Origin of the sequence: Citrobacter sp. wls718 (genome assembly GCF_005280945.1) — a bacterium.
Taxonomy (GTDB): domain Bacteria; phylum Pseudomonadota; class Gammaproteobacteria; order Enterobacterales; family Enterobacteriaceae; genus Citrobacter; species Citrobacter gillenii.
Genome location: NZ_SZWV01000109.1, coordinates 71,035 through 82,543, shown reverse-complemented (window position 1 = coordinate 82,543; position 11,509 = coordinate 71,035). Strand labels below are relative to the sequence as shown.

Sequence of the window (11,509 nt, the reverse complement as noted above, 5' to 3'; positions counted from 1 at the left end):
ATTTCAGGCTGACAAGGGGAAATTCAAAATAATTTTCCGAGTGCGTATTTTTTATTCTTTACGTTTATTTTAACGACGCTTTGTTGGTTAATTGGGCTATTTCTCGCGCAAAACTCGCAACCTGTTCCCAATCGGTATAGACCACTTCTTTATTCGTATCCGTTTCGCCACCGGACATCTTCATAATCAGTTGGATCATGACGCGGTCATACCAACGATAGCGAGGATAAAGCAGTGCGCCAGCGATCACCGCGCTACGATCGGGTCGCCACGGCGAGCTCATCAGAAACTTGCGCGCATAGCTGTTGGTTTGCGGGGTACGTTTTTCCGGCTTACGGGCAACCAGATTAACGGAGTAGAACGCACTCGGCATCGCGTTCAGCCGCGTAGCGTGCTTCTTCACAAACGTCTGAAAAGCAGAATGGTAGTGACCGTAGCGAATCGAGGCACCGATCACCACGCTGTCATAGTGCTGCCAGTCAGGCTCTTCGGTGCGGTGCAGATTCATCACATCCGCCCAGATGCCCAACTCTTTGAGCTCAGAAGCCAGATACTCGGCGATTTCGCGCGTTTGTCCATCCCGGGAAGAAAAAAGAATCAGTGTTTTCACGTGTTACTCCATTATTCACGCCAGAAGGTAGGGGTAAAGAGTACCAGCAGAGTAAAGACCTCCAGACGACCAAACAGCATATTGGCAATCAGGATCCATTTCGCCACCGGGTTCATACTGGCAAAGTTGTCGGCAACCACACCCAGCCCTGGCCCCAGGTTATTCAGCGTCGCGACAACGGAAGCAAATGCAGAGAAGTCATCCACGCCGGTCGCGATAATCGCCAGCATACTGATAATAAAGACCAGCGCATAGGCCGAGAAGAATCCCCATACTGCTTCGAGGATACGTTCTGGCAGTGCACGGTTACCTAGCTTAATACTGTAAACCGCGTTCGGGTGGACCAGGCGCTTCAACTCACGGTTACCCTGCTTGAACAGCAGCAGAATACGAATCACCTTCAAGCCACCGCCCGTTGACCCGGCACAGCCACCAATAAAGGCAGAACACAGCAACAGCACGGGCAGGAACAACGGCCAGCGAGCAATACTGTCCGTGGTGAACCCCGCGGTGGTCGCCATCGACACCACCTGGAAAAAGGCCTGATTGATTGTCGTTAGCGCCGAACCGTAGGTATTGTGGATCCACAATACCAGCGTACAGATAGCCACCAGCGTCAGCTGTACCCCAATGAACATCCGAAATTCCGGATCGCGCCAATAGACCTTCAGACTACGCCCGCTTAATAAAGAGAAGTGCAGGCCATAGTTACACCCGGAGATCAGCAGGAAGATTGCAATAATTGTGTTGATAGTCGGACTATCGAAATAACCCACGCTGGCGTCATGCGTTGAAAAGCCGCCGATAGCAATGGTCGCAAAGCTGTGACCGATAGCGTCAAACGCAGGCATGCCGGCAAACCACAGCGCCAGCGCACAGGCCACTGTCAGCAATACATAGATAAGCCACAGGGTTTTCGCCGTTTCGGCAATACGCGGACGCATTTTATTGTCTTTCAGCGGCCCTGGCATTTCTGCCCGGTAAAGCTGCATACCGCCGACGCCAAGAATAGGCAGAATAGCCACCGCCAGAACGATGATCCCCATCCCGCCAAACCATTGCAGCATTTGACGATAAAAGAGAATCGCATGTGGTAATGAATCCAGCCCCACCAGCGTGGTTGCGCCCGTCGTAGTTAAGCCGGAGAAGGATTCGAAAAACGCATCGGTGATCGTGAGGTTTGGACTTTCAGCAAAGATAAACGGTAGCGCACCCACGCTGCCCAGCACGGTCCAGAACAAGACCACGATAAGAAACCCTTCGCGGGATTTCAGTTCGCCCTTTTCTTTACGGTTCGGCCACCACAGCATGGAGCCAATCGCCAGCGCGACAAAGAAAGTTTGCGTAAATGCACGACCCGCCCCATCACGGTAGATGAGCGCTACCAGTCCGGGGATGATCATTGTCCCCGAGAATAAAATGACCAGTAGTCCAACGATTCGGGTAATGGCGCGAAAATGCATCTCTGCCGCTTCCTTAGTTCTTTAAAATGAGGTGGGGATTATTCTTTAATCGCTAACAATTGCAATGAACCTCGACTAAAATCCGCCAGCCTTGCTGAAAATTCATTCACTTTCGTGTAAGGAAGCGCTACCCGTAGCTGAACGAATGCCTGGTAATCACTGGCTATGATTTTACCGTCGAACTGCCCCAACAGTGCTTCAATACCTGCCAGTTGGCCGTACTCACACTGCAAAGTATATTCGGTAAGCGGCGTCTTGCGCTGCGTTGTTAATTGCCGCAATGCCTGGCTCACCCCACCACCGTAGGCTTTGACCAGTCCACCTGTACCGAGAAGAATACCGCCGTAGTAGCGCACCACCACCGCGGTAATCTCTCCGACGCCACTGCCCATTAGCTGCGCAAGCATCGGTTTACCTGCCGTCCCCGCCGGTTCGCCGTCGTCCGAAAAGCCCAGCTGTTGCGAGTCATCCGGTGCACCCGCTACCCACGCCACGCAATGGTGGCGGGCGTCCGGATGCTCTGCCCTGACTGACTCGACAAACGCTTTTGCCGCCTCTACGCCGTCCGTGTGGGCGAGCAACGTAATAAAGCGGCTTTTTTTGATCTCTTCAACGACGCTAACCGGCGCCGCAGGGATTAACCAACTGTCCATTACGCCAGTTTCAAATCCCGGGTCATGTTTTCGATATGATTCTCATGGACGACCACGTTGTCTTCAATACGAATACCACCAAACGGCTTCAGCGCGTCAATCTTCTGCCAGTTGAAGTGTTTGCTGAATTGCCCTTCACGCCACGGCGCTAACAGGGATTCGATAAAGTAAATGCCCGGCTCAATGGTCAGGACCATGCCCGGTTGCAGCACGCGAGTGCAGCGCAGGTACGGATACTTCGACGGTGCGGCAAGATGCGTACCGCTATCATCCTGCATAAAACCAGCGACATCATGCACCTGTAATCCCAGCGGGTGACCAATACCGTGCGGCATAAACGGCCCGGTAAGATCGTTTTCCACCATCGCCTCTTCACTCATGTCGGTGATGATTTGATGTTTACGCAGCAGCTTCGCGATGCGCTGATGGAACTGAATGTGATAATCCACATAGTTGACACCCGCTTTCATGGTTGCAATTAGCGCCAGTTCTTCTTCATTAACGTCTTTCACCAACTGTGCATAGTCGTTGTCGCTTTTCGCCGACCAGGTCCGCGTCAGGTCTGCCGCATAGCCGTTATATTCCGCCCCGGCGTCCAGCAGGAAGCTGCGGATTTCTGACGGCGGTTGATGATCCAGCTTGGTGTAATGCAGTACAGAGGCATGTTCGTTAAGCGCAACGATGTTGCTGTAAGGCACGTCGGTATCGCGATGCCCCGTGGCTGTCAGGTACGCCAGGTTGATGTCGAACTCGCTCATCCCTGAACGGAACGCTTCTTCGGCTGCACGATGTCCACTTACCGCCATTTTCTGCGCTTCGCGCATGCAGGCCAGCTCGTAATCGGTTTTATACGCACGGTAATAGTGAAGATAGTCGATCACCCCTTTCGGGTTGATGTTGCTGGCAGCAATGTCCAGCTGCAGCGCACGTTCCGGTACCGGGCCGATGTACCCGATATTGCCGCGGGCAGCAGGCAATTGGCTACCAATACCGTCGGCTTTTGGCAACGCAATAATTTCAACTTCTTCGGTCCAGAAAGAGGTCGGCAGCGGCTCAACGTTGTGCCAGTAATCCACCGGCAGGTAGAACCACAACTTAGGCTTATTAACGCCATCCACCAGCAACCAGCAGTTGGGAACCTGCGTGACGGGTACCCAGGCTTTAAACTGCGGATTGACCTTGAACGGATACGGATGGTCGTCGAGAAAAACGTTAACCAGCTCACCGGAGTGAATAAGTAACGCATCCAGCTTAAAACGTGCCAGCGCATCGCGGGTCCGTTCCTGTAAGGTAACAATATGATTTTTATAGAGTGCGGCCAGTGATTCCATTATTTACCCTTCTGTTTTTTTGACCTCAAGTCTCCGCATCTTAGCACATCGTCCTGTGACTGCGTGATTTCTGCCGAGCGTGATCGGCCCGTCATTTCTTTAATCATTCATTTGCATTTTATTAACATAAAACACACACTTCGATTCATCTGGTATGACCAGATCACCTTGCGGATTCAGGAGACTGACATGCTTTACAAAGGCGACACCCTGTACCTCGACTGGCTGGAAGATGGCATCGCCGAACTGGTGTTCGATGCCCCTGGCTCAGTCAATAAACTCGACACGGCAACCGTAGCCAGCCTTGGCCATGCGCTGGATGTGCTGGAGAAACAACATGATTTAAAAGGGCTGCTGCTGCGTTCTAACAAAGCAGCCTTTATTGTCGGTGCCGATATCACCGAATTCCTTTCACTGTTCCTTGTTCCTGAAGAACAGCTAAGCCAGTGGCTGCACTTTGCCAACAGCGTCTTTAATCGCCTGGAAGATCTGCCTGTCCCAACCCTGTCTGCGGTCAACGGCTATGCGCTGGGTGGCGGCTGCGAGTGCGTCCTGGCGACCGACTACCGTCTGGCAACCCCGGACCTGCGCATCGGTCTACCGGAAACCAAGCTGGGCATCATGCCGGGCTTTGGCGGTTCCGTGCGTATGCCACGCATGCTGGGTGCAGACAGCGCGCTGGAAATCATTGCCGCAGGTAAAGACGTCGGTGCCGAGCAGGCACTGAAAATCGGTCTGGTTGATGGCATTGTGAAGCAGGAAAAACTGCTCGAGGGCGCAATGGCGGTACTGCGTCAGGCAATCAACGGCGACCTCGACTGGCGGGCCAAACGCCAACCAAAACTGGAGCCGCTGAAACTCAGCAAAATTGAAGCGGCCATGAGCTTTACCATCGCCAAAGGCATGGTTGCGCAGACGGCAGGGAAACATTACCCAGCCCCGATCACCGCCGTGAAAACGATTGAAGCTGCCGCCCGCTTTGGTCGTGAAGAAGCGCTGAACCTGGAAAACCAAAGTTTTGTCCCGCTGGCGCACACCAACGAGGCGCGTGCGCTGGTCGGTATTTTCCTCAACGATCAGTACGTCAAAGCGAAAGCGAAAAAACTGACGAAGGATATTGAGACACCGAAGCAAGCCGCAGTTCTGGGCGCAGGCATTATGGGTGGCGGTATAGCCTACCAGTCTGCCTGGAAAGGCGTGCCGGTTATCATGAAAGATATCAACGATAAATCGCTGACGCTGGGCATGACCGAAGCCGCCAAGCTGCTGAATAAGCAACTTGAGCGCGGCAAGATCGACGGTCTGAAGATGGCGGGCGTGATTTCCACCATCCAACCAACCCTCGACTACACCGGCTTTGAGCGCGTGGACGTGGTGGTGGAAGCGGTTGTTGAAAATCCAAAAGTGAAAAAAGCGGTGCTTGCAGAGACCGAAGATAAAGTGCGCCCGGATACCGTGCTGGCGTCAAACACGTCTACCATTCCGATTAGCGAACTGGCCAGCGTTCTGAAGCGCCCGGAAAACTTCTGTGGCATGCACTTCTTTAACCCGGTGCACCGGATGCCGCTGGTTGAGATCATCCGCGGTGAGAAAAGCTCGGATGAAACCATCGCTAAAGTCGTCGCCTGGGCCAGTAAGATGGGCAAAACGCCGATTGTGGTCAACGACTGCCCTGGCTTCTTTGTAAACCGCGTGCTGTTCCCCTACTTCGCCGGTTTCAGCCAGTTACTGCGCGACGGCGCGGACTTCCGCAAAGTCGATAAGGTGATGGAGAAACAGTTCGGTTGGCCAATGGGTCCGGCGTATTTACTGGACGTAGTCGGTATTGATACTGCACATCACGCGCAGGCAGTGATGTCCGCAGGCTTCCCGCAGCGGATGCAGAAAGATTATCGCGACGCGATCGATGCCCTGTTCGATGCCAGCCGCTTTGGACAGAAAAATGGTCTCGGGTTCTGGCGTTATAAAGAAGACAGCAAAGGCAAGCCGAAGAAAGAAGAGGATGCTGCGGTCGATGGCCTGCTGGCAGACGTCAGCCAGCCGAAGCGCGATTTCAGCGATGACGAGATTATCGCCCGCATGATGATCCCGATGGTCAACGAAGTGGTGCGCTGCCTGGAAGAAGGCATCATTGCCAGCCCGGCGGAAGCCGATATGGCACTGGTTTACGGTCTCGGCTTCCCTCCGTTCCACGGCGGTGCGTTCCGCTGGCTGGATACGCTCGGCAGCGCCAAATACCTCGATATGGCGCAGCAATACCAGCACCTCGGCCCACTGTATGAGGTGCCGGAAGGATTGCGTAATAAAGCGCGTCATAACGAACCGTACTATCCCTCGGTTGAGCCTGCCCGCCCGGTTGGCGACCTGAAAACGGCTTAAGGAGTCACAATGGAACAGGTTGTAATTGTTGATGCGATCCGTACCCCGATGGGCCGTTCGAAAGGGGGCGCGTTCCGTCACGTGCGGGCAGAAGATCTCTCCGCACATTTAATGCGTAGCCTGCTGGCGCGGAATCCAGCGCTTGAGCCCGCGGCTCTCGATGACATTTACTGGGGTTGCGTACAACAGACGCTGGAGCAAGGGTTCAATATCGCCCGTAACGCCGCACTGCTGGCGGAAGTCCCACACTCCGTCCCGGCTGTCACCGTCAACCGCTTGTGCGGTTCATCCATGCAGGCCCTGCACGATGCGGCGCGCATGATTATGACCGGCGATGCTCAGGCTTGCCTGATTGGCGGCGTGGAGCATATGGGTCACGTGCCAATGAGCCACGGCGTAGATTTTCATCCGGGAATGAGCCGCAACGTGGCAAAAGCCGCGGGGATGATGGGCCTGACGGCGGAAATGCTCTCTCGTATGCACGGTATCAGCCGTGAAATGCAGGATGCCTTCGCCGCACGTTCACACGCTCGCGCCTGGGCTGCCACCCAGTCTGGCGCATTTAAAAATGAAATCATCCCGACTGGCGGTCACGATGCCGACGGCGTGTTGAAACAGTTTAACTACGACGAAGTGATCCGTCCGGAAACCACCCTCGAAGCGTTGTCTACCCTGCGTCCGGCGTTTGATCCGGTTAGCGGTACGGTCACTGCCGGTACCTCTTCCGCGCTTTCCGACGGTGCCGCTGCTATGTTGGTAATGAGCGAGGGCCGTGCCCGCGAACTGGGCCTGACGCCGCGCGCGCGCATTCGCTCAATGGCGGTGGTCGGTTGCGATCCGTCAATCATGGGTTACGGCCCGGTTCCAGCCTCAAAGTTGGCGCTGAAAAAAGCTGGGCTTTCCGTCAGTGACATCGGTTTGTTTGAAATGAACGAAGCCTTTGCTGCGCAGATCCTGCCATGCATTAAAGATCTGGGCTTGATGGAGCAGATTGACGAGAAGATCAACCTCAACGGCGGTGCGATCGCCCTGGGCCACCCGCTGGGATGTTCCGGTGCGCGTATCAGCACCACCCTGCTGAACCTGATGGAGCGTAAAGACGTGCAGTTTGGTCTGGCGACGATGTGTATTGGGTTGGGTCAGGGTATCGCTACGGTATTTGAGAGAGTGTAATCACAGAGTGCCGCATCTTGTAGGCCGGGCAAGCGAAGCGCCCCCGGCAACGATGCCGGATGGCGACGTAAAAAACGTCTTATCCAGCCTACAAAATGTTATCTCAAAGCCATTGGTGCCAATGGCGAAGAGAGAAGGTTTAGTTGCCGTTCTTCCCGCCTGTCAGGGGCGGGTTTTTTATTTTTAAATAAAAGCGAACGCATCACCAAACAGACGATCTTCACGCGCCTGACGCTCATTACAGAACAGATCGCGCGCGATTTTTGCCATCTCAAAACGCCCGGCAATGTAGATGTCATGCTCAGCCAGCGTGCCATGATCCTGCAATACTGCCGTTAGTACGGTACCCGTACGACCACGCCAACCTTCTTCAGGCTGTTCGACCACGGGCTCAACGCGCAGGTTCGGGTGATTAACAGACAACGCTTCCAGTTCACCGAGATCGTAGAGATGCTTCTCTTCACGCCCGCCCCAGTAAATCGTCACGTCACGGTTTGGGTTGCGCGCCAGCGCGGTCAGTAAAATCGAGCGCGCATAAGAGAAGCCGGTGCCGCCAGCAATCAGGATCAGCGGTCGGTCTTCATCGTCACGCAGCCAGGCTTCGCCGTGCGGGATATCCACGTTGATTTCTCGATCCTGGAGAATGCGATCCATGACGGCCATCGCATACAGGTTAAGCTCAGAGGCACCCACGTGCAGCTCAATGAACCCGTGCTCATCCGGCGTTGAGGCCATGGAGAACGGACGCTTATCTCGTTCATCCATCACGACCATTAAATACTGACCAGCACGAAAGGAAAACGCCGCGTCTGGCACTAAACGGACGCGATATACGGTGTCAGTGATAGCTTCTACCGAGGTCACTTTACAGCTTAAGGTTGTCATGCGCTCTCTCTGTCGGATCAATAGGCAAAACGATCGCGCCTCAGGCGCTTTTGCCGTCATTAAAGATGGCCAGCTCATCCCAAATTGCGTCAATGCGCGCAGTCACTTCGGGATCTTTTTTAATCGGACGTCCCCATTCACGTTGGGTCTCACCCGGCCATTTATTGGTAGCATCCAGGCCCATTTTTGAACCAAGGCCGGAGACCGGCGAGGCAAAATCCAGGTAATCTATCGGTGTATTCTCTACCAACACCGTATCCCGGGCCGGGTCCATACGGGTGGTAATCGCCCAAATCACATCATTCCAGTCACGTGCGTTGACATCGTCATCGCAGACAATAACAAATTTGGTGTACATAAACTGTCGTAAAAACGACCAAACGCCCATCATGACGCGTTTGGCATGACCGGCGTACTGTTTTTTGATCGTGACAACCGCCAGTCGATACGAACAACCTTCCGGCGGCAGATAAAAATCGACGATTTCCGGGAACTGCTTTTGCAGAATCGGCACAAACACTTCGTTCAGCGCCACGCCCAGCACGGCAGGTTCATCGGGTGGACGCCCGGTGTAGGTGGAGTGATAAATAGCATCTTCACGCTGGGTGACGTGCGTGACGGTGAAGACCGGAAAGCTATCCACTTCATTGTAGTAACCCGTATGGTCGCCGTACGGACCTTCCGGCGCTAACTCCCCCGGCTCGATGTAGCCTTCCAGCACGATCTCTGCGCTGGCTGGGACTTCGAGATCGTTGGAAATACATTTGACCACTTCGGTCTTGGTACCGCGCAACAGTCCGGCAAACGCGTATTCCGATAACGTGTCAGGTACCGGCGTTACCGCGCCCAAAATCGTTGCCGGATCGGCCCCCAGCGCTACCGCAACTGGAAAACGCTCACCAGGATGGGCTGCACACCACTCCTGATAATCAAGCGCGCCACCACGATGGGAAAGCCAGCGCATAATAAGCTTGTTTTTGCCGATCAGCTGCTGACGGTAGATGCCCAGATTCTGCCGTTCTTTATGCGGGCCACGCGTCACGGTGAGCCCCCAGGTGATCAGCGGGGCGGCATCTTCCGGCCAGCAGGTCATGATGGGAATACGGTTGAGATCGACGTCATCGCCTGACGCGATTTTTTGCTGACAAGGTGCACCGCGCAGCCGTTTGGTCGGCATATTCAAAACCTGCTTGAACTGCGGCAGCTTATCAAACAGATCGCGGAACCCTTTTGGCGGCTCCGGCTCTTTCAAAAACGCCAACAGCTTACCCACTTCCCGCAGCGCAGAGACATCTTCTTGTCCCATCCCCATTGCAACACGCTTAGGCGTGCCAAACAGGTTGCACAGCACCGGCATCGAATAGCCTTTAGGGTTCTCAAACAACAACGCGGGCCCGCCCGCACGCAGCGTGCGATCGGCAATTTCAGTGATTTCCAGATGAGGATCCACTGGAAGCGTAATGCGTTTGAGCTCACCCTGCTGTTCAAGCAGCGTCAGGAAGTCGCGTAAATCGTTATATTTCATGGCGTCCATTGTGGCCTCTTCGTAAGCGCCTCATTATACGGCGTTCATCATTGCGATGCTGTATTTTTGTTAAATTAGCGTGAACTCTGGCGGTACATGCAAGCGCAGGGATTATATACCCATTGAGTTTCGGGTTGCGTTGAGGCGGGTATAATTAACTTAGTGCATGGCTTTTGTTATGCTTACGCTCAGAACAAGCGGATAAGAGTTATTATGCAAGCCTGGTATTTACTGTACTGCAAACGCGGGCAACTTCAGCGTGCCCAGGAACACCTGGAAAGACAGGCCGTGAGCTGCCTGACGCCCATGATCACCCTGGAAAAAATAGTGCGTGGAAAACGTACTACAGTCAGTGAGCCACTTTTCCCTAACTACATGTTTGTCGAATTCGACCCGGAAGTGATCCACACCACCACCATCAATGCCACGCGTGGCGTCAGCCATTTCGTCCGCTTTGGTGCAACACCCGCAACAGTTCCGTCTTCCGTTATTCACCAGCTTTCCATCTACAAACCAGAAGGGATTATTGACCCTGAAACCCCGTATCCAGGAGATAGCGTGATTATCACCGAAGGTGCATTTGAAGGGCTGAAGGCAATTTTCACCGAACCAGATGGCGAGGCACGCTCCATGCTGCTGCTTAACCTGCTGAATAAAGAGGTTAAGCAGAGCGTGAAAAACACCGGTTTTCGCAAAATCTAAATCCGCTTCAGAAGGTGACTTCGAAGAGTGTCCTGACATTGGCGTCGATAGCGGCTGCCAGGCGCTGAGGATCGTCTCCACGCCAGTGCGCAATACGCTCAAGAATGTGCGGCAGGTGCGCAGGTTCATTACGACGTGAAGCCGGTTTCGGAGTTAAATCGCGGGGAAGTAAATAAGGGGCATCGGTTTCGATCAGGAGCCTTTCCACTGGGATAAACGGCAGCAGTTCCCGAAGTTCCATGCCCCGACGCTCATCGCAGACCCATCCGGTGATGCCAATATACAGCCCCCTGTCTACGCAGTCCTGCATCTCCTGGCGTGAGCCGGTAAAGCAGTGCAATACAGCGCCTGGAAGGCTGTCCAGCCAGGGTTCGAGCAGCGTCAGAAAACGGTCATGTGCGTCGCGGCAATGCATGAAAACCGGCATCTGCAACTCGGCGGCGATACGCAGTTGTGCCTCAAACGCCCGCTCCTGCTCCTGCGGCGTGGAGAAATTGCGATTGAAATCCAGCCCACATTCACCAATGGCGACCACTTCAGACTGGTTTGCCAGCGCCACAATCGCCTCTTCCGTTGAGGGTTGCCATTGACTACTGTCATGCGGGTGAACACCCGCGGTGGACCAGCAATGTGGATAATGCTGTGCCAGTTTTAACGCCTGCTGGCTTTCGTGCAGGTTAGTTCCGGTCAAAAGCATGCCATTTACGCCGGCAGCAAAGGCACGCGCGACAACCTCATCCCTGTCTTTTGCAAATTGCGTACTGGTTAGATTAACGCCAATATCAAAC

10 protein-coding genes are annotated in these 11,509 nt (G+C 54.2%); 3 read left to right on the top strand and 7 right to left on the bottom strand.

From position 1 onward, the window contains the following. Positions 1-64: 64 nt before the first annotated feature. The 4 genes from hemG to pepQ are packed head-to-tail and all read right to left on the bottom strand — an operon-like array spanning position 65 to position 4,057. Positions 65-610 (bottom strand): menaquinone-dependent protoporphyrinogen IX dehydrogenase, encoded by a 546-nt coding sequence (gene hemG, locus FDW95_RS22135; protein WP_096758895.1) that lies wholly within the window; start codon positions 608-610, stop codon positions 65-67. An 11-nt stretch (positions 611-621) separates the two neighbouring features. After that, entirely contained in the window at positions 622-2,073 is a 1,452-nt protein-coding gene (gene trkH / locus FDW95_RS22130; protein ID WP_115259827.1) for a Trk system potassium transporter TrkH, read from the bottom strand. 38 nt (positions 2,074-2,111) lie between these two features. Continuing rightward, the gene (locus tag FDW95_RS22125) at positions 2,112-2,726 is read right to left on the bottom strand and encodes an IMPACT family protein (protein WP_096758897.1); all 615 of its coding nucleotides are present in this window, start codon (positions 2,724-2,726) and stop codon (positions 2,112-2,114) included. After that, positions 2,726-4,057 (bottom strand): Xaa-Pro dipeptidase, encoded by a 1,332-nt coding sequence (gene pepQ, locus FDW95_RS22120; RefSeq protein WP_115259828.1) that lies wholly within the window; start codon positions 4,055-4,057, stop codon positions 2,726-2,728. Before pepQ ends, FDW95_RS22125 begins: the two co-directional genes overlap by 1 nt. Positions 4,058-4,246: 189 nt before the next feature. Here pepQ and fadB point away from each other — a divergent pair, with 189 nt between their 5' ends. Both fadB and fadA read left to right on the top strand, forming a co-directional pair. Further along, positions 4,247-6,436: a fatty acid oxidation complex subunit alpha FadB gene (gene fadB / locus FDW95_RS22115; protein WP_096758899.1), complete on the top strand. Its 2,190-nt coding sequence runs from the start codon at positions 4,247-4,249 to the stop codon at positions 6,434-6,436. Between the two features lie 9 nt (positions 6,437-6,445). Next, positions 6,446-7,609, top strand: a complete 1,164-nt coding sequence (fadA, locus tag FDW95_RS22110; protein ID WP_115259829.1) for an acetyl-CoA C-acyltransferase FadA — start codon at positions 6,446-6,448, stop codon at positions 7,607-7,609. A gap of 183 nt (positions 7,610-7,792) precedes the next feature. Here fadA and fre read toward each other — a convergent pair whose 3' ends face one another. Then, a complete protein-coding gene (fre, locus tag FDW95_RS22105) occupies positions 7,793-8,494 on the bottom strand; it encodes an NAD(P)H-flavin reductase (RefSeq protein WP_096758901.1) in 702 nt (233 codons plus the stop codon). A 40-nt stretch (positions 8,495-8,534) separates the two neighbouring features. Continuing rightward, positions 8,535-10,028 carry a 4-hydroxy-3-polyprenylbenzoate decarboxylase gene (ubiD, locus tag FDW95_RS22100; protein WP_096758902.1) on the bottom strand — a complete coding sequence of 498 codons (1,494 nt, stop codon included), beginning with the start codon at positions 10,026-10,028 and terminating at the stop codon, positions 8,535-8,537. A 204-nt stretch (positions 10,029-10,232) separates the two neighbouring features. On the opposite strand from ubiD, the gene rfaH reads away from it, so the two are divergent. Then, positions 10,233-10,721 (top strand): transcription/translation regulatory transformer protein RfaH, encoded by a 489-nt coding sequence (rfaH, locus tag FDW95_RS22095; RefSeq protein ID WP_115259830.1) that lies wholly within the window; start codon positions 10,233-10,235, stop codon positions 10,719-10,721. Between the two features lie 7 nt (positions 10,722-10,728). On the opposite strand, the gene tatD is transcribed toward rfaH, so the two are convergent. Then, a partial coding sequence (tatD, locus tag FDW95_RS22090) for a 3'-5' ssDNA/RNA exonuclease TatD (RefSeq protein WP_137363616.1) occupies positions 10,729-11,509 on the bottom strand: 781 nt, incomplete at its 5' end.

Bases quoted from the DNA above. Each gene is read 5' to 3' on its own strand.
- trkH (WP_115259827.1), bottom strand. From the start codon at position 2,073: ATGCATTTTCGCGCCATTACCCGAATCGTTGGACTACTGGTCATTTTA.
- FDW95_RS22125 (WP_096758897.1), bottom strand. From the start codon at position 2,726: ATGGACAGTTGGTTAATCCCTGCGGCGCCGGTTAGCGTCGTTGAAGAG.
- pepQ (WP_115259828.1), bottom strand. From the start codon at position 4,057: ATGGAATCACTGGCCGCACTCTATAAAAATCATATTGTTACCTTACAG.
- fadB (WP_096758899.1), top strand. From the start codon at position 4,247: ATGCTTTACAAAGGCGACACCCTGTACCTCGACTGGCTGGAAGATGGC.
- fadA (WP_115259829.1), top strand. From the start codon at position 6,446: ATGGAACAGGTTGTAATTGTTGATGCGATCCGTACCCCGATGGGCCGT.
- fre (WP_096758901.1), bottom strand. From the start codon at position 8,494: ATGACAACCTTAAGCTGTAAAGTGACCTCGGTAGAAGCTATCACTGAC.
- ubiD (WP_096758902.1), bottom strand. From the start codon at position 10,028: ATGGACGCCATGAAATATAACGATTTACGCGACTTCCTGACGCTGCTT.
- rfaH (WP_115259830.1), top strand. From the start codon at position 10,233: ATGCAAGCCTGGTATTTACTGTACTGCAAACGCGGGCAACTTCAGCGT.